Origin of the sequence: Lysinibacillus sp. JNUCC 51 (assembly GCF_015999525.1) — a bacterium.
Taxonomy (GTDB): domain Bacteria; phylum Bacillota; class Bacilli; order Bacillales_A; family Planococcaceae; genus Lysinibacillus; species Lysinibacillus xylanilyticus.
Window position 1 is genome coordinate 1,943,328 of record NZ_CP065545.1, and the last position, 24,173, is coordinate 1,967,500.

A 24,173-nucleotide genomic window follows, 5' to 3' on the forward strand; every position below is an offset into this window, starting at 1 on the left:
TCTTTTTATACAAGGATTTAACGCACTGACATTCACACATCCTCAGCGCGTTAAATCTAAAAAAGCCTATGAATAACGCCTATTCGGCGATTTAGCTGTTCTATCCGCCGATCTCGGGGCTATCCACGATTTTGGCTGTTCTATCCACGACTTTGTCGATTCTATCCACGTTTTTGGCTTCTCTATCCACGGCTTTGACGATTCTATCCGTCGTTCTGACCACTCTTTCCGTCGCTCTCGGCTTTCTATCCGTCGCTTCGGCTCTTCTTTCCGTCGTTCTGACTTCTATCCGTCACCTTGCCTCTTCTTTCCGTCGCTCTCGGCATTCTATCCGTCGCTTTGACCTTTCTTTCCGTCGCTTTGGCTCTTCTATCCGTCGCTTTGGCTCTTCTATCCGTCGCTCTGATTTCTATCCATAACCTTGGCTCTTCTTTCCCTCGACTTGTGGGCTATCCACGATTTTGGCTTCTCTATCCACGACTTTGACGGTTCTATCCGTCACCTTGGCCTTTCTTTCATCGCTCGCCGGGGCTATCCACGATTTTGACTGTTCTATCCACGACTTTGAAGATTCTATCCACACCTTTGGCTGCTCTATCCACGTCTTTGACGATTCTATCCGTCGTTCTGGCCACTCTTTCCGTCGATCTCGGACTTCTATCCGTCACCTTGGCCTTTCTTTCCGTCGCTTCTGCTCTTCTATCCGTCGCTCTGACTTCTATCCATCACCTTGCCTCTTCTTTCCGTCGATCTCGGACTTCTATCCGTCACCTTGGCCTTTCTTTCCGTCGCTTCTGCTCTTCTATCCGTCACTCTGACTTTTATCCGTCACCTTGCCTCCTCTTTCCGTCGATCTCGGCTTTCTTTCCGTCGCTTTGACCTTTCTTTCCGTCGCTTCAGCTCTTCTTTCCGTCACTCTGACTTTTATCCGTCACCTTGCCTCCTCTTTCCGTCGATCTCGGCTTTCTTTCCGTCGCTTTGACCTTTCTTTCCGTCGCTTCAGCTCTTCTATCCGTCACTCTGACTTTTATCCGTCACCTTGGCTCTTCTTTCCGTCGCTCTCGGACTTTTATCCGTCACCTTGACCTTTCTTTCCGTCACTTCGGCTCTTCTTTCCGTCGCCTTGGCCACTCTTTCTGTCGATCTGGTCTTTCTTTCCGTCGAACTCAGCTTTCTTCCCGTCGCTCTGACCGTTCTATTTCCGCTTCTATCCCCACTCGGCCATTCTATCCATTTAATCAGTCAATCCAGATACTATCTTCTCCGGGTCGTCTGTAAATATTGCCTGTACACCGAGCTGCTGTAATTGTTTCGCTTGCTCGACATCATTAACTGTATACACACGGACAATTGCTCCTTCATTAAGAGCCTCTTGAATGGATCTCCGAAATGCTGTTGGTAGGCTGACATGTATAGCATCTGCCGGGATTTGAGCTGCATAGCCGTTAAAATCAACTAAGATTTCCGCAAATAGCGCCGCTTTTTCAATATATGGTGCTCTTTGTGCGACGATCTGAATAGATTCATGATTGAAGGAGGAAATAATTACTCTCTCTGTCATTTGATATGCAGCAACCTCCTTAATAACAAGTGCTTCTATCCCGTTATACGGAAATACATCGGTTTTGAGCTCAATATTAATGCGATGATTTGTGCCTGCAAATAGCTCTAAAACGTCTCCTAATGTTGGGATACTCTCCCCGTCAAAATTAGAAGAAAACCATGAACCATAATCAAATGCACGGAGCTCTTGTAGCGTATAATCTTTTACGAAGCCAGAGCCGTTAGATGTGCGATCGATTGTTTCATCATGAATAACGACTAACTCTCTATCCGCTGTTAAATGAATATCTAGTTCAATCCCCGTAATCGGAAGCTTTGATGCGGCCACAAAAGCAGCCATAGTGTTTTCTGGGTAATGTGCTGAAACGCCTCTATGGGCAAAAATATCCAAATCTGATAACCTCCTATTTCTCCCACCTCTCAACTAATTAGCAGGCGGACCATTAAAATATCGATTTTCCTTCTCCCTTAATAAGCCTATTACAATTTCACTTGATGGTAAATATTATATATAGTAGTATGAGAATCTACTTGAAAATGTAAGTACTTAGGAGGTGCTAAAAAATGACTGCACAACATCCAGATTTTCAGGCTGAAGTGGAGCGACTTGCTTACACTAAAAATTACATGCAGCAAATTTTAAATGAATCGCAAAGAGGTTTGCAATCTGCTCAGGAGAATATTCGTAAGTCGATGGCGGATCTTGATTATTTAGATTCAAGTTTGGGCTACAATAATATTTTGGCAAATGCTCGTTTTTTTGAAATGGCTCGGAACCAAAAGGAAGGCTTAGAGGCTATTCAAAAAAAGCCATACTTTGCCCGAATTCATTTTCAAAAGACAGGTGATCCTGAAGAATTTCTTTATATCGGAAAAACATCTTTGTTTCATCGAGAAACTCATGAACCAATAATAGTCGATTGGCGTTCACCGGTAGCAAACGTCTATTATGACGGTCGCCTTGGAGATATGGAATATGATGTTCGTGGAGAAATCCATAAGGGACATCTATTCGCCAAACGCCAATATAAAATTAATGATGGTGAATTGCTTGATTTACGGGATATTGATTTAACAACAAACGATGAATTACTGCAAGAAGCATTAGCAGGAAAAGCAGATGTGCGTTTAACAGAAATCGTCTCCACTATTCAAAAGGAGCAAAACGAAATTATACGGGCACATCTTCGTCAGCCTATTATCGTACAGGGTGCTGCTGGTAGTGGAAAAACAACCATTGCCCTACACCGAATATCTTACTTCCTCTACACAATGGGCGAGCATTTTAACCCTGAGCAGCTCATGATTTTAGCGCCAAATAAGTTATTTATCGATTATATTGGTGATGTTTTACCAGAGCTTGGTGTCGATAAAATTTGCCAAACTACCTTTACCGATTACGTTTTAGCCGCGACGAAGCTAAAACTGAAACTTCAAAACCCAAATGAGCAATTAGAATCTCTTGTTGCAGGAGAACCCCAACAGGTAGCTTCTTGGATATCTGAAATGAAGGGCTCTCTTTATTACCGGGATGTAATAGAACGATACGTTCAAAAGATCGAACAGGAAATTGCCAATCAATTTGAGGATGTGTTCATTGAAAAATATTGCATTATGCGCGCTTCCCATTTAAAGAAGTTATTTTTATATGAATTTTCTTATATGCCGATTGAAAAACGACTAGCACATATTAAAAAAGTGCTAGCAAGCCATGCTCGTCAAAAGAAACAGGCCATTTTAAATACGCTTCATAAAAAATATGATGAAGCACTCGGTAGAGCACTTGATGGATTTCGTGATGATGACAAACGTCGTCGTGTTGTTACTAAGTTTATTGATGAGCGTGATGAACGCATTCCTGCCATTGAAGAAGAGGCAAAGTCAACAGCCACTGTTTATATGCGACGCTTCTCTAAACATAACATCAAGACTCTCTATCGCTCCCTTCTAACTAACGCTGAGCTATTAGCAGAGCTTGCACCGGAATGGCATTATCTTGAGCAACAGCAATTTTTACAGGCACATGCTAAAGAACAATGGGTGCTTGAAGATTTAGCTGCACTGTATTATTTACAAGCTCGTATAAAGGGCATTTCAGATGAATGGAAAATGCGAGTCGTTTTCATCGATGAAGTACAAGACTATAGTTTATTTCAGCTTGCTGCTTTAAAAGCTGGGCTTGAGACAGATATGTTTACGATGGTCGGTGATTTAGCACAAGGGATTCATAGCTATCGTTCTCTCACTGCCTGGGAACCTGTCCAAAATCTATTTCCTCGAGCAAGCTTTAGAACACTGCAAAAAAGCTATCGAACAACAATTGAAATTATGGAGATTGCGAACAAGGTTTTAGCACAAATGGATGAACAGCTTCCATTAGTAGAGCCAGTAGTCCGGCATGGCAATGTACCTACTTATATACAGGCTCAATCATTTGATGCCATGCAAATTAAAGAAATTTTTGAAGCCATTCGAGCTAATGGACATCATTCCGTTGCTTTAATTTGTAAAACAACTGCAGAGGCAATTTCAATGCAAAAAGCATTAAAAGACAAAAAAATTGATTCCCAGCTCCTAACTGAAAATGAGTCCATCAATCAGCAATTATTGCTCGTTGTTCCAAGTCATTTAGCAAAGGGCCTTGAATTTGATGCTGTTATCGTAGCTGCCTTCGATACACCTTTCTACGACACGAAGGTTGATCGCAAGCTACTTTATGTGGCGCTCACTCGAGCCATGCATGAGCTTTATTTAATTGGCCCAACAAAGAATACATTTCTATTAGAAAATGAACAGATATAATAATTAAATTCGCCTTAGTGTTATTGTAGCTGTCGCTTCGTTTCGCTACAGGAAATATTTTCTACTTCCGTACAGAAAACAATGTAGCTGCCACTTCGCTTTCGCTACAAAAATATCTGTAACTTTCGTTACAAAGACATCTGTAACTGCCGTTTCACTTTCGTTACAAAAACATCTGCTTAAAGAAGATAAAAAAGTCGCTATTAAGGCGACTTTTTTGCATCGAACATTTAAATCTGATTTATCGATTCCGAGGTGGTAAACGGTAAAACCTCCCTCTGGATAAGTACGCTTTAACAACTTTCCACCATGACCTTGGTGCTTCCCTTGGAGGAGACTTCTTTTTAGGTAGTGCAGGCATCCGCATGATAACGACTCCTTTCATAGGCTTACTAATACTATATGAAGATAGTTACAAATTTATGATAAAAAGAATAGTTTCCTCAATACGGATCGATACTTTCATGACCCATCCCCTATCGTCGACCCCCGAACAAAAATAAAAAAGAGCAGACGCATTTTTGTCTACTCTTTTTTATGACAAGGAAAAAATGGCATTCCCACTAAGGCCGCTTGGCTTCCAGATATAATATGTCTGAATGCTAATAAAAGAAAATGTAATTACTGCAAGGATTGTCAGTAACCATTGAATAAAACCTTTAGGACGCCATGAGGTTGATTGCTTTTGTTGTTCTTGTTTATTTTTCCAAATTCCTCCATAGTCAATCGAAATAGCATTTCTTATGAAAGTATAAATACTTTGCTTTATCAAAAGACAATTTGAACTATTGATGAGCCCAGCACAAAATCGTTGTCTGAGTCATTAATTCACGCCCTGTATTCAATCAAAAAAACGTGCATCTTCTATACTTTACTAGCACTTTTTTATTTTTAAGCTTAGATCATTTCATCAATTTCCCCTACGCCCTATCAAAGGTAGCATTATGCACTGTTTTCCTCCAGTTATTTTGCGGTTTAAAACATGTGAAAAACCCTACAACTTGCGCTAACATATATGTAAGTGAGTTCCAAATAAAGGCGATAATTAAACGGATAAAGAAGAGTAATTTTCGGAAAAAACCTTTATAATCATCAAAATACTCTTTCCCTTCTTGTAAAAAATATACTGTCGGCAATATAAAATAGTTTAATATTTCAATAACCACCCAGAAAGAAATAAGAGAGAAGAACTTCGGTAAATATTGAAGAAGCCTAATATCAATAACTCCTACTAGGATAATAAACAAAAACAAAATTGGCCGTGACATAGAATATGAATAGGTCAATGTCTGACACTTATTTAAGACTTCTATTAATCCTTTAGAATGAAATATAGACTTTATTTGTCTCCAAGTAGTAGAGAATGCAACGAACCAATGTCCTTGTGCCCATCGAGTCCTTTGATGATGACTAGCAACAAAAGAATTTGGTTTTTCGTCATGAACTATAGCAAAATGATTCCAACCACTCTTTTCACCTTCCATTGATAATTCAACTTGCAATTCGAAATCCTCAGTGTAGCTTCTAGGATTCCATCCTTTTTCCGCCAAGTAATTCGTATTCAAAACAAATCCAGTCCCACCAATCGCTATGTTCCACCCCAAACGATAGTTGGCATATTGAGTAGCACGGTTTGCAACAAAATATGCACCTGCATATCCAGAAGCAGTAATAGAAGTCGCTACATTCTTTATTCCCAAATATCCTTGGCTTACAGTCAATTCAGGGTGAGCCACTAATTGTGAGTTCATCTCTCTTAAATAATTTTTATCTACTATATTATCCGCATCTATAAATGCAATATAGTCATATTCCCTCCAATTATTAGTAGAAATATATTTAGCAATAGCATGAGGTTTACCCCTAGGTTCATCCGGAGCAGATGTATTAATAAATGCATGCGCTCTTTCGTATGATTGAATAATCTCCACTGTTCTATCGGTACAATTATCTGCAATAACCACGATATCGTACAGCTCAGGACTATAGTTCTGACTAATTAAACTTTCGATTGTTGGGCCGATAACTGCTTCCTCATTATGAGCAGGTACTAAAAACAAGAACTTTTTCTGATCTGGAACAATTTCATAATCCCTTTTCGGACGTTTTAATCCAAAAATTGATAATGATATAGAATAAATTAAAAATACAAATGCTAGTGCAACTAATATACACACTAACCATACTAACGGATAATAAAAATAGTCTGGTAAAAGAAACATAAATCCTCCTTCAAAATTAAAAGTGCATCTCCAGCTAGGAAATACCTTTTTTGATATCTTAAACATTAAGACTTGTTAGAATTGTAGATTTTACTTGATCCCTATCCCCATAAGTCTGAATATCTATTTATTCAGGCTAAGACATTAAAACTATTTCCAGATAACCAAAACTGTTGAATACTCTTTTTGAGGGAGCGTGAGACCTAAAAATTATTTAGGCCAAAATTAAAAACTAATCCATTTCAATAAGAATTAAAATTATCTTCTTATTAATTAAATAGTTATATAAAAAAGTAATAATATTAAACTATTTATTAATAAAAATATCCTATTATTTTTTATTCTTTTTTTCTCAATTTCACTTACATCATTTTCTTCATTCGTTAATTCTATCTTTTTCTCAGTCTCCATTAATGACACTCCTCCCACGCTCTATTAAAGTCACATTACACATATGAAATAGAAAGGGTTGCCCCATAAGCGAAGAAAATTAACTTACTAGGCAACACCTTTTGTTTATCTAATTAGTTTAAAGAAGTTGCCAACTCCTTTTTCTAAACAATCGTTTACACCACTTTACTTTCTTTGTCATCTTTTCCTTCTTGATGACCAATTACTGTTACTTCCACCGTATCTTCTGCTTTCAATTTGCTATTCTCTAGTAACGTAATTTCATAATCTTTGTACGCTGAGACATCAAATCTACCAACCTCTATTCTATTTACAGAAACAACTAATTGATAGCTACGATCATGTTCTATATTTTGCTCTGGCATATGTCCAGTCACTTTTTGTTCATTTTCAAATAAATCATTCATTGTTGCTTCTTTTACTGTTCAGTTTGTATCCTCTTTTTTAACCTTAGAAATATTAATTCCTGGATGGTTATCGATTACAACTGGCGTAACAACATTTCCTTGGATCTCTACTTGTTCAAGGTCCGCATAATTATCATGCAGTTGGCCCACTCTTGATAGTCGGCGTGTTAATTCTAAATCTGTTTCTCCTACTACAGATCCATCAATCTCCACTTGCATACGTAAAGTATAGGTTCCCTCTGGTAAACTTCCTAATGTATCTTTATCAATAGTAAATTGATAACCATTATAGTTACCCTTTTCATACCAGTCAGTGTTAGCGGCTTTTACTTTTTTTACAACTGTTCCACTTTCATTCAGTAACTGAACCTCTTTATTGATACGATAAAAATCGCTCATATCCCAGCCTTCGTTGAAGATTTGACCTTCATATACTAGACCTACGTCGTTCCAGTAACCAAATTCAAATTTTGAAGTTGTTGTTGGCAACTCTTTTTTCTGAACAATCGTTGACACTACATTACTCTCTTTGTCATCTTTTCCTTCTTGATGACCAATAAGTTGAACTGAAACTTCATCATTTTCCTTCAGTTCCACATTATCTGGTAAAGTAATTTCGTAATCTGTATCACTTGTTACGGGTTCAGTTTTTAGGGTTTCACCATTTACTCTTACTTGTAATTCATAATTACGATTAAAATCTACCGACTGAGCAGGTACATGTCCTGTTACTTTTCGATCTTGACTTGTTACTTCATTCAATGTTGGATCTGCAAGTTCCCAAACTCCCCAATTAGACTCATCTTTCACTGTCATAACTGTCTTTTCACTCTGTTTATCTTTTTCATCAGGTTCATGCCCAATCACAATTGCCTTGACTGTATCTCCCGCCTTCAGTTGTTGTCCTGACGGTAATGCAGAGACAAAATCGCCTCCAAGATTACTAATATTCTTTTTCGTATCTATTAATTGATCGTTTACATAGACTTGCAATTCATAACTACGAGCATTGAATTTATTTTGTATTGGCACAGTAGTTTTAATGAAAGTACTATTTTCCATTGCATTATCAATTGTCGCGCTCTTTACTACCCAATTATTCCATTTGCTTTCTTCTTCTTGATTCTCTTTAACAATCATCGTTGCTACATCACTTTTCTTATCCGGCTGACCTGGTTCATGGCCAATCACATACGTTGCAATTTTTTGTCCTTTGTGCAATTGCTTATCGAAGAGTGGTATCATCAATTGAGCGTTATCCCCACCATACTTTTGACTAAATACTTCTTGTCCATCAATTTCTACAACATACGTGTATGTTCGATCATTTTGCAGATTTTGTTTTGACAATATTCCAGTAATCAATGTTTCCCCATCATAAGCATCAGATAAACTCGGTGTTTTAATACTCCATTGACTCCATGGAACGGAATCCTTTCCGACTATATACAAAGATGTAGTAGATTGTTTCTTAACTACTTTCCCGTCATTTGTACCTTTCTCTATACCTATCACTCTAGCTGCTATTTCTGTACCATCTTTTAATAAATAAGAAGATAAATCCATCTTCCAATCTCCATTTTCATTCATCTGTATATTTTTAGCGGCCACATTTCCATTTACCAACAATTCTACAGTGTAGTCTGTCTCATGTTCATTAAATCTATCTTGTTTTGCATTTCCATAAAATGTTCTATCATCATCTGAACTGATTGTTGTAGGCTCTACTTTATTCTCAATCCAAGAATCTTCGACATCTCCTCCGTTCATGTGGTCTAGAATTGATTCTGCTGCTCCCCATGACCAGTTAATTCCACAATCCCCCTTCACAGATTGCAGTTTAAATTCATAAAATGGTTTTCTTTCTACATAACGTCCAGTTTCTTTGCTCCACTTATCCAAATCTAGAGTCAAATGTACATTTTGATAATTTGTTGTACTCAAAATTGACTGATGACTATAAATAACAATAGAATGTGTTTTTTTATCATAAAAAGCTGTATCATCACCATTTAGCAATCCTGTACGTTTATTCCATAACTTCGACATTTTGATAGTATCGTTACCAATGCCTAATTCACTTAACCGATCTACACTACCACCAATATATTTCTCGTAACCAGGAGTAGAGAAGAATTCAGTTGCGATTTCGGGATCTATAGAAATAACAGTTTTCGTTTGAGTTCCTATTCCCAAAGCAACTGCTGAACGAGATGTAGTTTTTAAATTTAGTACACCATTTGAGTTTATTACCATTTTAAATTTATCTACATACCCTGTTCCTATACTCATAAAAGGATTCATAGTTTTTGATTTTATATTTGTTTGCTCTATTCTATCGGTGTTGATCTTCTCTTGTGCATATGTTGTGGTTGGTAAAGTGCTAGAAGCAATTAAACCGGCTAATACTAAACTTGTTCCTTTTATTACTTTTTTTTGTAAAGACATGCTTACACTCCTCTAAAAATATTGTTTAAATAAATAGCTCTCATCTTAAAAATTGAACAATCATTCTACTTTACATTTAGTAGCTTTTTTGCCTTCTGCTGAAGCAAATAAAGATAAGTCACTCACTTATAAGTGCTGTGATTTCTGCAACTTGTATTGTCTTGTTATTTATAGGTCAGCTCTCCTCTCATTTGTATTTTTTATATTTACGCGTATCAGATAAAATGCTGTTACGCGGTAAATAATTAACATAAAGATTTATTTCTAATGTACCGAATTTTTTGTCCTTAAACTTTGGACTCTGTCTGAATTAAAATGAATATCTTCACCAAAAAACAAATTTACTAGAATAATTTTACAATAGTCGATTTTTAGATAGTTTTTGATTTGAATGATCCTTAGTAGTTAGTGATTGTGTCACTTCTGTATTACTTTCAACTGCCAGATTTGATATCCCTATATTTCAATTAATGTTATATATTTACAAATTAAGGTAAAAAACTTTTCAACAATAAGAACTTCTATTTTTGTTATATTCTCCTCTTATTTTATTGTTCTATAAAATATTGATAAAAGAACTAAGACATTACTACTATTACCATAATCAATAAATACAAGATTATTAACTTATTACACTTAATCTACATCTCAAACTAAACGACTATAAACGCATCTGTTTTAGGGCTTTTTTCACTTTGCATTCTTACAATTATCGAGTCTATCACATTTTACAAAAGGATGAAAATCAACTTTTGTTAACTTTCTAGAATAATTTGATAATAGTGAAATGCACTCGATTTCAATGATCCACGAGTATTGTTGAAAACTAATAGAGGCGCTATTTGGATCTTGTGTAATGACATATCCAAAGTGTTAGTTGTTAGTGGTAGTATCACTTTTGTATTACTTGCAATCGGATCACCAAGATCATTTTTCAACCATCTTAGTATTACTCCATTTACAAAAAACAAAAAAGACACCCTTTTATCATTAAGCAATGAACCTTCAGAGAAAGATGAAAATCAATCTTTGCTTACTTTTGAACATATTTTGATAAACTGTTAATTTGTATCATTTGAGATTGGATTGAGTGATGTTCAATTGATATTCCCGCTTAAAGAAATGATTTTATTATCCTTTTATCTATAAGTTCATACACATGTTTGGCGCACATAAAAAGAGAGATGTATCGAATATACGATACATCCCTCTTTTTCACGTTTTATAACCCAAGTGCTCGGTACATAAACGCGGTAAATTGCGTGCGTGTTAAGTTTTTATTTGGTCTAAAATTGTGGTTTTCATCGCCTAGTGCAACGTTACGTTCTGCTAGAGCGGCAAAATATCCACTCGCCCAGTGTAATGGACTTAAAAAATCAATCAACAGCTAATACAAAATTTATAACCTTTTAATTTTCTTTGTATAAAAGTTGAGTGGCCTTTACTTTCTTTTTCCGTCCTTTTAAGAAAAACGATATAACAAGGGCGATAATTATAAAGACTAACCCAAGCGTAAATGCCTCTTGGAAACCAGATGTTAATCCATTTAGCTTTTCAGCTGTATCCATTGGATTTGCCGAGTTTTCCATGTATTTATTTGTACTTGCTGTCATTTTAGATATAAATATAGCTGTTCCAATTGCGCCGGCTACTTGCGATAACGTATTAAAGATCGCTGTACCGTGTGGATAAAGCTCTGGTGTCAATTGATTTAATCCATATGTTTGTACTGTCATTACAAACATGAGTCCAACCATTAATACACTGTGCATCAAAATAATTTGTGTTAATGTCGTTTCTGCGTTAATACCACTGAATAGCCACATCGCAAAGGCCACTAGCCCAATACCTGGGATGATAATAGTCTTTGGGCTTAATTTATCAAATAGTAAACCTGCAACCGGACCCATGATGCCGCTAATAATACTTCCTGGTAGCATGATGAGCCCTGATTTAAAGGCTGTCACAAGTAAAACCATTTGTAAGAACATCGGTAATAATGTCATCGTTGAGAACAGGGACATCATGACGATGAATATTAACCCAACTGATAAAGTAAACATTGGATATTTGAAGGCGCGTAGTTCTAAAATTGGATGGTCTATTTTTAATTGACGAACAACAAAAATGACTAACGCTATAACCCCAATCATTAAAGTGACATAAACTTTCGGATCTGACCATCCTAAATCACCTGAAGAACTAAAGCTATACACAATTCCACCAAAACCTAATGTCGATAAAAGAATTGATAAATAATCCACTTTTGGTCGTGTTATCTCAGAGACATTTTGAAGATACTTCATTCCAATTAAAATTGAAATGATGGCTATAGGTATAACAAGGTAGAATAACCAGCGCCAGCCAAGGGAATCAACGATTATTCCCGATAATGTCGGGCCAATTGCCGGAGCAGACATCATAACAAGTGCGATTAAGCCCATTGTGGCACCACGTTTTTCAGGTGGACAAATAATTAAGATCGTATTCATTAGTAAAGGTGAGATTAATCCAGTAGCGATTGCTTGGACAATACGGCCAATTAATAAAACGCTAAATGTTGGTGCAACCCCAGCAATCAATGTACCGACTAAAAATGTGACCATGGCGGTTAAAAACATTTGTCTTGTTGTAAGCCATTGTTGAAGTAAAGCTGTGATCGGTACTAAAACGCCCACAACTAACATGTAAGCTGTAGAAAGCCATTGAATGGTCGAAGCTGTCACATCAAACTCTCCCATTAATACGGTTAAAGCATTACCAAGTAATGTTTCGTTTAAAAGCGCGACCATTGCACCTAACATTAATGCGATAATTATTGGTTTATGTCTAATAGTAGAAAGATCAACTTTGCTACTTGTAGAACTAGTAGTCGTCATATTCATTTATTAACTTTCCTCCTGCCGTCTTGACTATTAATACATGTGTATACAAAAGATCACAAGTAATATACTATACATGTGTAGATTAAAAAGGCAGAATCAATTTTCAACAGTTGTATAATTAAACTACAGATTAGGAGAAGTGTAGATGAAATCGAATGAGGGGCAGTTGGATTTACGTATTAGACGTACACATAAATTATTGTGGGAATCTTTATTTGAATTGATGACCCAATCGAAACAGAAATATAGTTCCATTACTATTAACCAAATTTGTGATCGTGCGATGGTTCATCGAACAACTTTTTATCAACATTTTGAGGATAAAAATGCATTATTAGCTTTTGGGTTTGGACAAAATCAAGAAGAAGCGTTGACAGTACCACTTTTAGATCGATTAACGAAGCCATTTCAAGTGATAGAACAATTCTTACATCATAAAGAGATTGGTAAAATACTAGAGTCTCAAATGGATGACGAACAATTTATCAACTTTATGACTTATCAAACTCGTGAAATGAAGAAACAAGAAAATGAAGAATTACAACGAATTTGTAAAAATCATACGATACCATCTGAGTTAATTATCGAATTCCACTCAGGTGTCATTACAACGTTAAGTGCATGGTGGTTACAAAATAGAAAAGATGTTTCGGCAAAAGAAATGGATAGCTTCTTTCATGCAATGATCAATCAAGATATTTTTCAATTTTAAAAAAATTAGCAGGTTCCATAACTCACGTAAATGTTTTTTCTAGAATTTTTGTTCAAATCATATCCTTGAAACAAAAAAACATGAGATTGGTAAATAATCAATCTCATGTATATGAATTATTTAATTTTAACTTATGAAATTTTGTCCAAAATATTTTATTCATTCAACGGTACATCCTGAAGTTCCCATCTTATCGTTCCTTTATAAGCATCAGCCTTAGCGGTTCCTGCTGTTACTTCTAAATAAAGCCCGTCCCCGTTTGGATCCCATGTATCGGAAATGTTGACTACTTCCTTATTTTTTGTTTCTTTTTTATAAATCTCTGCTGAAACTTTTTCAGTAATGATTGAAACATTTTCACCATAGAGGTAATATAAGCTATCTAATTTCGCACCCGTCTTCTCTCCTGTTAGCGGCTGATCTAGTTTTGCTGTCATCATCCAAGAAGGTTTTCTCGATAGCGAACGACTATCTTGTACCGCTAAAGGTCTATCAAGCTGGATAGGATAATACTTTTTATTTTTTGGTGAAATCGCCAGTTTTCCTCCAAAGTCAATCACTTGAGGCGCAGAAACGAATGTCAACACACCAGTAATTTTAACTTTTACTTCATTTGATGTTCCATTGACTACATCACCTGTACTGTATTTCCCTGTTGCTGTTCCTTGGCCTACCACATATTCTCCCTCTGTCGCATCATCTTTCACTTTAGCATTGAAAGTAACACTTACTTTCGCATAGCGACTCAAGGATGATGAGACTCTTATTCCAATCGAAGAACCATTGTAAAAGGCTGAACCAACTATATAACCATCTTCTGCATGTACTACTTTAAGGTCTGTTGGTGGTTCTAAATGTGTATCATATTTTTGTATAATATTAAATTGACCATATAGGTGTGGATCTTTTCGGTTATAGCCAGGGTCTACTAAAATCTTATAGCTTAATGTGTCACCTGGCGCCACTTCTTCTGTCTCATTGCCATCTTGATTAAATACTTGTTCTTTAATGTCTAATGCTGGGCGGACTTTTATCGTTTCGATATTAGATTTCTGATTAAATTCGTCCATTATATATACAGTAATTTTGTGATCTAATCCATTTTCCATCACATTATTTGGAATCGCATACTCCCACGGAACCTCTGTGTCTTCAATCTCATTTTCATCCTCACTGATTAGCATAGGTTCGCTTCCATCAACCGTATAGTAAAGACGAATACGCCTACTGCTCTTACCGTTCCATGTTCCTGAAATATGATAACCATCATCTTTATATTCGCAATCATTATCTAAGTTAATACCTAGCTCTTCTTCTAAGCTATCACTTAATGCCATCTCTAAATTCTCTTCTCTTACCTTAGCAGGCGCTAATTTTTGGGGCTCCCACCTTAATGCCCAACCTGGGTGATCTTGAAAGGCCGTCATTAAACCCTTGCCAGGTTCAGCAGTACCCACCCCATTCAATCTACCAAAAAAGGCTGAACTAAATGGGTAATTTATCGGGTCATTATTTGCCTTAAACGCAGTTGGATTCCCTTTATAACCATCACGGTAGAAATAAAGAACGTAATCTTTATTGTCAGCCAATTTTGCCTCATTAAAATAGAACCCTTTATTATCTCCTAACGAATATATCTTACTATTTGTATGCCGCCCAGCAATATCCATATGGGCAGAATAAGCAAAATTTGTGAATTCATAGTCATCGCTTAATTTCAAATATCTCATATTTACCCTAATACGCCCTTTTCCATTCAGGGGACTCATTTTAATTCTTACATAGCCATCTACGTAGAGTTTGTTGTTACCAAAAAGGCTTATGACTTCATTAATGACAGCCGCATAACCAATCAGTTCATGTGTCGTTTCATTTTTATATAGTTTTAAAAGGGGGAATCCTTTCTCAGATCGAAATCCTGGGGTACCGTTTAGAGTGCTCCCATGAGCAATCATCATTCCACTCCCTATATCGGTATTATTTGTCTGAATAGAAGGTCTCCCTTTCTGATAAAAATACGTTGCGACAGCATTACCAGGACAAGAATTATCAATGCAGGTATTAAGAGCTAGCGCTACTTGGTAATTTTCTGCATGTATATACCTATTATCTTTATCTCCTCCATTTACTTTTATTACCTGCCTAAGTGTCTGTTCCATTTCAGGCAATGGACGGTCCCAGTCGTCATTGTTAGCTTCATAAGATTTCTCCATATTTAACGACGAATATGTCCTGTCATTGAAAAAGTCTCCAAAATACATGTAATATGTTCTGCGGTCATCGTTTCTTTGCGGGATTTCGAGACCTCTATTTACTGTCATTTGTGTAAAGTCATCTAATTCATTCTCAGAATCATCCAATGCCGAAAAATCTATATCCTTAATTTTAGGTTTATCATTACTAATAAGTATTCCTTTACCGTATGCAGCTCTTGTAGCTCTTTTACAATTAGGCGCTGGCTTTTCTTCATTGTTTTCTAACTCTTCTTCGCTGTTAGTCCCTAGCTGTTCCTCTCCTTCAAATACTAGCACTTCTTCACTATTAGATCCTAACTGTTCTTCATCTTCAGTTGTCAGCTCTTCTTCGCTATTAGACTCCAGCTGTTCCTCTCCTTCTGTTGTTGAATTCTCTTCTATTTCAAACTCTGACTGTTCCACACATAAAGGTTCCAAACCATATTCCGGTTGTTCTTCTTCTTCAGTTGTTGGATCTTCGCCATTTTCGGACCCTGGCTGTCCCTCTCCTTCAGTTGCTGGATCGTCGCCATTTTCCGTCTCTGGCTGTCCTTCTCCTTCAGTTGTTGGATTTTCTCCATTTCCAGTATCTGGCTGTCCCTCTCCTTCAGTTGTTGGATTTTCGCCATTTCCAGTCTCTGGCTGTCCCTCTCCTTCAGTTGTTAGATTTTCTCCATTTTCAGTCTCTGGCTGTCCCTCTCCTTCAGTTGTTGGATTTTCTCCATTTTCAGTCTCTGGTTCCTTACATTCAGTTGCTAGATTTTCCTCATCAGACGCTAACTGCTTCTCACATTCAATTTCCAGCTCTGTAGGATCACCCACAATTGTTTCTGCTACAAATACATTTAGCTCGGAAAAGACTAGAACAAAAACCAACATCGATATTACTATTTTCCGCATTTTTTCTTTTCACCGACCTTCTAACATGTTAGGCAGCTTCATAACGAAACAATGAAGCTAATTGCATACTAATCACTTTGCGTCCTTTTCATTTCTTCAAATTAACTTTTTCTTTTTAACAAATGATTCATCGGATTTTTTATTGATTCACTTGTTAAAAAACCAATCGCTATATAAAGCTTGTCATAGTCAGCGTGATACACGCCTCCACCTTTGCATTAAAATCATAAATTGGTGCGTGATTTTTCAAAAACGAAAAGTTAGCAATGTAATCGTTACAAATACTTCAAGTACAAAGGCGTATTTTTTATCTTTTCATTTAATTTATTTTTTGTTGTTTTTTCTGCTTCTTTTTGCTGTAAAATATATACAACAATAACCCTACTACTAGTAAAATTAGCAACCCTACCATATAAGCTAAATAATTCGGGCCTTCAATCGTTACATCTGTTGCGTTAAATTGCTTCACTTCTTCCCCTTTAATGGTAAAGTCCTTCTCGAATTCCCATGATTCTTTGCTCGACTTAGCCTTTAAATGTAACGTATACTCCCCAGATTTGAATTTTTCACCATTTAGTGCAATCGGATACTCAAAATTCGAATTTGGCGCCATTTGCATGTCTTGTTTTTTCGATTCATAAAGTACCTCTGTTTTCCCTTTTTTCGTAACTTCCGCATCCACCTCAAAACTGTTTAAATACGTTGCCGTTGGATTTTGAAGCGTAGCATTAATGACGTTACGCGCATTTACTTGTCCGGCTTTAACATCGTGTAATTGTAAATCTTGCTTCACTGTTTCATCCGTCTCTTGTAGGATAATTCCTACTACATAAGCATATTTATTTTCAATACTTAAACCTTTAGTTGTTTCCTTGGTATTTTTTGACGCTACTTTCTTCTCTTCTAATGTAATACCACCCGCCAAAATTCCATCGAATTCTTCTTCAGGCATCGTTACATTTAACTGTAAATCCTTACTTCCCTTAGCAGGAATCGTAATTTCCTTATCTGTTTTAATTAAATCTGCTAACTCATAAGGCAATGAAGAATCACGTTCAGCTGTTGTAGAGCCGTACTCTACAACACCATTAAGGTTCGTAGTAGCTGAATGAATTTCGGGCTCAATGACGACATCATCTTTTGTATCATTTTTTAATTGAATTATTAATGTTTGCTTCTGATTAGGCTCCATCTTCAAATTGAAATAAGATTTTTGTTTATCAATTTGGTTATCTGGAATAACGGTATATACACCAAATTTAAATTCAGATGCAGAAGCAAATGGCGTAAACCATACTAGGTTAACGATTAATACGCCGATTATAGTCAATAATGTATTCTTTTTCATAATTTCTATCATCCTTACTACTTAGAGAGACTGTCAAAAAGTCTTCTAAGTTATTAAATATTCTTATATGGCAAAAACCCGCTATGCTTATGGAGCAACAGGATATCACGAAGGCATAATTCTCCTGTCGCCAATATACTCATGCTTTGTTAAATAGAATTAGGAGGCATCGCGGGTTTTTACCTGTTTATCAAACTATTGAAGTAAAATGATAGGATCCTATTTTTACTTTTAATAGTCCCCCATTAGGAAATTTTATTATTGTCCTGTTTATTCATCTATTCCAGGTACGTCTGTCAGTGTCCAAGTTATTGACGTAGCATATTTATCTGCATATTTTGTAGTTGAACCTGGGACAAACAGTTCAATACTATCCTTTGCTGAATCGTCATCACCAAATGCTAATACGTAAGTACCAGAACCTTCATCTGTTTTAGCAGACATAATAGTTTGAGCTGCACCCGTTCCATCTTCTTTGATAGTTAACGCAAAAGATGGTTTGACAATAGATGGCTTTGGAGATGCAGAAGCCGTATTCACCTGAACATTTGTGAACCTAATTTCAGCACCCGTTAGTACCTTATCTTTAGTGCTCTTGAATTGACTTTCCTGTTTCACTTGCAGTGTCCAACCTGCATCTGAACCACGACCATCTGTCACTTGTACATAGTTTGGGCCTTCTGGCTTAGTACGATTGCTAAATTGTTGTGGTGCCGCTTTGTAAAATTGATCGGTAGAAGTAATTTTTTGTGTACCAAAGTTTAAGCTAGATGCATAGTCAATACTTAATGGACCAGATGTTCCTTTCTCTGGCACTTCTCCGCCTGGTAAAGTTGGACCTGGATCCACTATTTCACCTGTATCTTTATCTTTTTCACCTGGATCAGTTGGGTTTGTTGGCGGAGTTATAACGTCAGAACCTGCTTCAAATTGGATCATTGCATTCGAGTTATAGCTTTTTGATTCTGGTTCGTCCGCATGAGCAGTGACGCTTCCTCCTAATACGAAACCTGTTAACATTGTTGTTGCAACACCTAGTGCTTTTAAATTAGTACTCATTTTCATGTTTAATCATCCTTTATCATTAATTATTATTAGCTGGTACATCCGATAAGTTCCATATTACGTTTCCCCTGGAATAGTAAGGGAAATATCTTTGTTTTTTGTACTTTCTTACCTTCAACTTTCGTCATCTCATCTACTGTCCCCCCAAAGGCCAGCTCCTTCAGTTGATTTTGCTGACATGAGTGACTCTGCTCCCATTGGATCTAATGTAATTTCTTTAGCAGCTGTTGGTGGTGGTACTCCTTCTGTTTTACCTGTGACAGTTGGATTAACAAATTTGATTTGCGACCTATTAATTCTTTATGCTGTACTGTAGCATTAGCAAACTGACCTTCTTGTTTAACGGTTAATATCCATCCGCCATTTAATCCGAGATTATTTGAGATTTGCACATAGTTCAGTACATATTTACTATTCTCACCAGAACGTAACTCTTGAGCATTCGCATAATAAGTTTTTTCTTTGTTCGAGATTGGATTAATACCAAAATCGAGACTTGATGCAAAATCAATGCTTAGTGGTCCTCCAGTTCCCTGTGCTGGACCTATCGGATCTTCTGGATTTACTGGCTTCTCTAAATTTGGATACTTTTTCTATTTCACCTGGTTCTTCTGCGGAAGCAAATAATGGTGAGAAAGACATCCCACATAGTACCGCGGCCATTGCTACAATTTGCAAAGTCTTTTAAATTACATTCTCCTTCCATTTTGTTTTTTATATTTACGTATCACATAGAATGCGGATACGGTAAATAACACATCAAAAATTATTATCTCTAAATAAGTTACTTCTCCCGTTTGAGGATTTTTTATAGGTCCTAAGAATCTAGTACCCTTTCCGAATCAGAATTAAACATATTTTTCCAAAAAACTATTTTCTCTTAGTACCGAAGCGATTGCTTCAACTTGCATTGTCCTTTTATACATAGATCTAGCCACATTTCATTGAGGTTGTTATATCTACGTAGCACGTAAAATGCAGATACGGAAAATATTACGCCTAAAACTATTATCCCTAAATAAATTACTTCTCCGGTTTATGGATTTTTTATAGGCCCTAAGAATCTAGTACCCCTTCCGAATCAGAATTAAACATATTTTTCTAAAAAACTAATTTCACTTAGTACCGATACGATTGCTACAACTCGCATTGTCCTTTTATTCATAGATTACAGTCACATTCCATTGCGTTTTTTATATCTACGTAGCACATAAAATGCGGGCGGATACAGTAAATAGGTGCAAGCAGCTTTCGTAAAAACCATCATGAAATCTGGAAGGAAATAAAAAGTGAAAACAAACATCTTTTCACTCTTTATCTTCTACAACTTCTAACTCTAGCGCCTTTTACGACGCGACTCAAATCAACTTTTGTTGCTTTTCTAGCAAAAATTGATAAAAGTTAATCTTGAAGTTAAATTGTTTTAATGATATGCGTTTGATAGGTTTTAAACGAGTATTATTGAAAATTTGTTCATCATCTATGCAGCAATAACAGCACCTTGATCCCTCTTCTACTGTTAGCTTTTTCTCGACTTTATGACATGAGTAGCTAGTGGTGGTGTCATTTCTGTTTGCCCAAGACTGTTGAATCAACTTAAAATTTTCAATTTTTGCAGAAAAACAAAAAAGGACATCCTTTTATCTTGATTATGATTATTAAGGGTTAAACCTTCTGAGGAAAAACGCAAATCAATCTTTGCACACTTTTGAACATATTTTGATAAAAGCTTTTTTCTACTGCATTCTCTCGATGTTTCTCATGGGAATCACACTACCTCTACCTAGTAGATCCATTCCGAATTTTCTGTATTCTTCATAGAAAACTCCATTCAAAGGTTATTCTCTCTGAATTGTTCTTCATTCTAGAAGTGAATGGTACTATGCGCACTGCTGATTTCTGATGGTTCAGCTATCTAACGCAAAATATGTTATAAGGTACTTTCCGTTTCCATTAGATCTCCCCCGGGGCACACATAGAAAAAAGAGGTGTACCGAATATAGGATACATCTCTCTTTTTCACGTTTTATAATCAAAGCGTCTGGTACATAAACACTGTAAATGGTACAGATTCTCTATCTATTTTTAAGAATGCTCACAGGTCAAAAGAATATTTATTTCCATAGAAAAAAAGCCGAGGAATAAATCCTCGACTTTTCAAGTGCCTAGCGACGTCCTACTCTCACAGGGGGAAGCCCCCAACTACCATCGGCGCTAAAGAGCTTAACTTCCGTGTTCGGTATGGGAACGGGTGTGACCTCTTTGCCATCATCACTAGACTTATTTAATTGAAAGAATTATTCTTTCAAAACTGGATAAACGGTTCATTGAATGTTTCAAACATTGTGGTTAAGTCCTCGATCGATTAGTATTCGTCAGCTCCATGTGTCACCACACTTCCACCTCGAACCTATCTACCTCATCGTCTTTGAGGGATCTTACTTACTTGCGTAATGGGAAATCTCATCTTGAGGGGGGCTTCATGCTTAGATGCTTTCAGCACTTATCCCGTCCACACATAGCTACCCAGCGATGCCTTTGGCAAGACAACTGGTACACCAGCGGTGTGTCCATCCCGGTCCTCTCGTACTAAGGACAGCTCCTCTCAAATTTCCTACGCCCACGACGGATAGGGACCGAACTGTCTCACGACGTTCTGAACCCAGCTCGCGTACCGCTTTAATGGGCGAACAGCCCAACCCTTGGGACCGACTACAGCCCCAGGATGCGATGAGCCGACATCGAGGTGCCAAACCTCCCCGTCGATGTGGACTCTTGGGGGAGATAAGCCTGTTATCCCCGGGGTAGCTTTTATCCGTTGAGCGATGGCCCTTCCATGCGGAACCACCGGATCACTAAGCCCGTCTTTCGACCCTGCTCGACTTGTAGGTCTCGCAGTCAAGCTCCCTTGTGCCTTTACACTCTACGAATGATTTCCAACCATTCTGAGGGAACCTTTGGGCGCCTCCGTTACCTTTTAGGAGGCGACCGCCCCAGTCAAACTGTCCGCCTGACACTGTCTCCTGCCCCGCTAAGGGGCATGGGTTAGAATTTCAATACAACCAGGGTAGTATCCCACCGACGCCTCCTTCGAAGCTGGCGCTCCGAGATCTCTGGCTCCTACCTATCCTGTACAAGTTGTACCAAAATTCAATATCAGGCTACAGTAAAGCTCCACGGGGTCTTTCCGTCCTGTCGCGGGTAACCTGCATCTTCACAGGTACTATAATTTCACCGAGTCTCTCGTTGAGACAGTGCCCAGATCGTTACGCCTTTCGTGCGGGTCGGAACTTACCCGACAAGGAATTTCGCTACCTTAGGACCGTTATAGTTACGGCCGCCGTTTACTGGGGCTTCAATTCGCAGCTTCGCTTGCGCTAACCACTCCTCTTAACCTTCCAGCACCGGGCAGGCGTCAGCCCCTATACGTCACCTTACGGTTTTGCAGAGACCTGTGTTTTTGCTAAACAGTCGCCTGGGCCTATTCACTGCGGCTCTCATGCGCTTGCACGCTCAAGAGCACCCCTTCTCCCGAAGTTACGGGGTCATTTTGCCGAGTTCCTTAACGAGAGTTCTCTCGCACACCTTAGGATTCTCTCCTCGACTACCTGTGTCGGTTTGCGGTACGGGCACCTCTCACCTCGATAGAGGCTTTTCTTGGCAGTGTGAAATCAGGAACTTCGTCCATACGGACTCGCCATCACAGCTCAACGTTATAGTGTGCGGATTTGCCTACACACACGCCTTACTGCTTGGACGCGCATATCCAACAGCGCGCTTACCCTATCCTACTGCGTCCCCCCATTTCTCAAACGGTGAGGAGGTGGTACAGGAATATCAACCTGTTGTCCATCGCCTACGCCTATCGGCCTCGGCTTAGGTCCCGACTAACCCTGAGCGGACGAGCCTTCCTCAGGAAACCTTAGTCATACGGTGGACGGGATTCTCACCCGTCTTTCGCTACTCATACCGGCATTCTCACTTCTAAGCGCTCCACCAGTCCTTCCGATCTGACTTCAACGCACTTAGAACGCTCTCCTACCACTGACATCGTAGATGTCAATCCACAGCTTCGGTGAATCGTTTAGCCCCGATACATTTTCGGCGCAGCGTCACTCGACCAGTGAGCTATTACGCACTCTTTAAATGATGGCTGCTTCTAAGCCAACATCCTGGTTGTCTGTGCAACGCCACATCCTTTTCCACTTAACGATTACTTTGGGACCTTAGCTGGTGGTCTGGGCTGTTTCCCTTTTGACTACGGATCTTATCACTCGCAGTCTGACTCCCGTGTATAAATATCTGGCATTCGGAGTTTGTCTGAATTCGGTAAACCGGGATGGCCCCCTAGTCCAAACAGTGCTCTACCTCCAGTATTCTCATCACGAGGCTAGCCCTAAAGCTATTTCGGAGAGAACCAGCTATCTCCAAGTTCGATTGGAATTTCTCCGCTACCCACACCTCATCCCCGCACTTTTCAACGTGCGTGGGTTCGGGCCTCCAGTAAGTGTTACCTCACCTTCACCCTGGACATGGGTAGATCACCTGGTTTCGGGTCTACGACCACGTACTATTTCGCCCTATTCAGACTCGCTTTCGCTGCGGCTCCGCCTTCTAAAGCTTAACCTCGCACGTAATCGTAACTCGCCGGTTCATTCTACAAAAGGCACGCTATCACCCATTAACGGGCTCTAACTACTTGTAGGCACACGGTTTCAGGATCTCTTTCACTCCCCTCCCGGGGTGCTTTTCACCTTTCCCTCACGGTACTGGTTCACTATCGGTCACTAGGTAGTATTTAGCCTTGGGAGATGGTCCTCCCGGATTCCGACGGAATTTCACGTGTTCCGCCGTACTCAGGATCCACTCAGGAGAGAACGAACTTTCGACTACAGGGCTTTTACCTGCTCTGGCGGACCTTTCCAAGTCGCTTCATCTAACTCGCTCTTTTGTAACTCCGTATAGAGTGTCCTACAACCCCAAGAGGCAAGCCTCTTGGTTTGGGCTCTTCCCGTTTCGCTCGCCGCTACTCAGGGAATCGATTTTTCTTTCTCTTCCTCCAGGTACTTAGATGTTTCAGTTCCCTGGGTCTGCCTTCAAGACGCTATGTATTCACGTCAAGATACTACGCGATTAAACGTAGTGGGTTCCCCCATTCGGAAATCTCCGGATCAAA

General features: G+C 38.3%; 16 protein-coding genes and 2 rRNA genes (1 of these 18 only partly in view). 5 read left to right on the top strand and 13 right to left on the bottom strand.

The window, feature by feature from the left end; translation table 11 throughout:
• Positions 1-131: 131 nt before the first annotated feature.
• From JNUCC51_RS09475 to JNUCC51_RS09485, 3 genes are all read left to right on the top strand, one after another.
• Entirely contained in the window at positions 132-419 is a 288-nt protein-coding gene (locus JNUCC51_RS09475) for a hypothetical protein (RefSeq protein WP_337991779.1), read from the top strand.
• A 124-nt stretch (positions 420-543) separates the two neighbouring features.
• Positions 544-879, top strand: coding sequence for a hypothetical protein (locus JNUCC51_RS09480; RefSeq protein WP_337991780.1), 336 nt, complete (start codon positions 544-546; stop codon positions 877-879).
• Positions 880-936: 57 nt separating this feature from the next.
• Positions 937-1,278, top strand: coding sequence for a hypothetical protein (locus JNUCC51_RS09485; protein WP_337991781.1), 342 nt, complete (start codon positions 937-939; stop codon positions 1,276-1,278).
• Here JNUCC51_RS09485 and JNUCC51_RS09490 read toward each other — a convergent pair.
• Positions 1,235-1,954, bottom strand: a complete 720-nt coding sequence (locus tag JNUCC51_RS09490) for a glycerophosphodiester phosphodiesterase (RefSeq protein WP_337991782.1) — start codon at positions 1,952-1,954, stop codon at positions 1,235-1,237. The two genes, JNUCC51_RS09485 and JNUCC51_RS09490, sit on opposite strands and share 44 nt — an antisense overlap.
• A gap of 173 nt (positions 1,955-2,127) precedes the next feature.
• On the opposite strand from JNUCC51_RS09490, the gene helD reads away from it, so the two are divergent.
• Entirely contained in the window at positions 2,128-4,365 is a 2,238-nt protein-coding gene (helD, locus tag JNUCC51_RS09495) for an RNA polymerase recycling motor HelD (RefSeq protein WP_337991783.1), read from the top strand.
• Positions 4,366-5,285: 920 nt separating this feature from the next.
• On the opposite strand, the gene JNUCC51_RS09500 is transcribed toward helD, so the two are convergent.
• From JNUCC51_RS09500 to JNUCC51_RS09520, 6 genes are all read right to left on the bottom strand, one after another.
• Complete coding sequence (locus tag JNUCC51_RS09500; protein ID WP_337991784.1) at positions 5,286-6,587, bottom strand: glycosyltransferase family 2 protein; 1,302 nt, start codon at positions 6,585-6,587, stop codon at positions 5,286-5,288.
• A 273-nt stretch (positions 6,588-6,860) separates the two neighbouring features.
• Positions 6,861-6,998: a hypothetical protein gene (locus JNUCC51_RS09505; RefSeq protein WP_337991785.1), complete on the bottom strand. Its 138-nt coding sequence runs from the start codon at positions 6,996-6,998 to the stop codon at positions 6,861-6,863.
• A gap of 155 nt (positions 6,999-7,153) precedes the next feature.
• A complete protein-coding gene (locus tag JNUCC51_RS09510; RefSeq protein WP_337991786.1) occupies positions 7,154-7,405 on the bottom strand; it encodes a hypothetical protein in 252 nt (83 codons plus the stop codon).
• Between the two features lie 18 nt (positions 7,406-7,423).
• Complete coding sequence (locus JNUCC51_RS09515; RefSeq protein WP_337991787.1) at positions 7,424-9,853, bottom strand: hypothetical protein; 2,430 nt, start codon at positions 9,851-9,853, stop codon at positions 7,424-7,426.
• A gap of 1,222 nt (positions 9,854-11,075) precedes the next feature.
• Positions 11,076-11,237: an S-layer homology domain-containing protein gene (locus tag JNUCC51_RS24785; RefSeq protein ID WP_443136982.1), complete on the bottom strand. Its 162-nt coding sequence runs from the start codon at positions 11,235-11,237 to the stop codon at positions 11,076-11,078.
• 25 nt (positions 11,238-11,262) lie between these two features.
• A complete protein-coding gene (locus tag JNUCC51_RS09520) occupies positions 11,263-12,738 on the bottom strand; it encodes an MDR family MFS transporter (RefSeq protein ID WP_337991788.1) in 1,476 nt (491 codons plus the stop codon).
• A gap of 145 nt (positions 12,739-12,883) precedes the next feature.
• Between JNUCC51_RS09520 and JNUCC51_RS09525 the strand changes: the two genes are divergently transcribed.
• Positions 12,884-13,450 (top strand): TetR/AcrR family transcriptional regulator, encoded by a 567-nt coding sequence (locus JNUCC51_RS09525; protein ID WP_337991789.1) that lies wholly within the window; start codon positions 12,884-12,886, stop codon positions 13,448-13,450.
• A 155-nt stretch (positions 13,451-13,605) separates the two neighbouring features.
• Here the strand turns inward: JNUCC51_RS09525 and JNUCC51_RS09530 are convergent, their stop codons facing one another.
• From JNUCC51_RS09530 to JNUCC51_RS09555, 6 genes are all read right to left on the bottom strand, one after another.
• A complete protein-coding gene (locus JNUCC51_RS09530; protein ID WP_337991790.1) occupies positions 13,606-16,584 on the bottom strand; it encodes a hypothetical protein in 2,979 nt (992 codons plus the stop codon).
• A 319-nt stretch (positions 16,585-16,903) separates the two neighbouring features.
• Positions 16,904-17,932 (bottom strand): WxLIP family cell surface protein, encoded by a 1,029-nt coding sequence (locus JNUCC51_RS09535; protein ID WP_337991791.1) that lies wholly within the window; start codon positions 17,930-17,932, stop codon positions 16,904-16,906.
• A gap of 270 nt (positions 17,933-18,202) precedes the next feature.
• Positions 18,203-18,997 (bottom strand): WxL domain-containing protein, encoded by a 795-nt coding sequence (locus tag JNUCC51_RS09540; protein WP_337991792.1) that lies wholly within the window; start codon positions 18,995-18,997, stop codon positions 18,203-18,205.
• Positions 18,998-19,200: 203 nt separating this feature from the next.
• Positions 19,201-19,545, bottom strand: a complete 345-nt coding sequence (locus JNUCC51_RS09545; RefSeq protein ID WP_337992210.1) for a WxL domain-containing protein — start codon at positions 19,543-19,545, stop codon at positions 19,201-19,203.
• 1,615 nt (positions 19,546-21,160) lie between these two features.
• Positions 21,161-21,276: ribosomal RNA gene (gene rrf, locus JNUCC51_RS09550) — 5S ribosomal RNA — on the bottom strand.
• 66 nt (positions 21,277-21,342) lie between these two features.
• Positions 21,343-24,173: ribosomal RNA gene (locus JNUCC51_RS09555) — 23S ribosomal RNA — on the bottom strand; it runs 97 nt beyond the window's last position.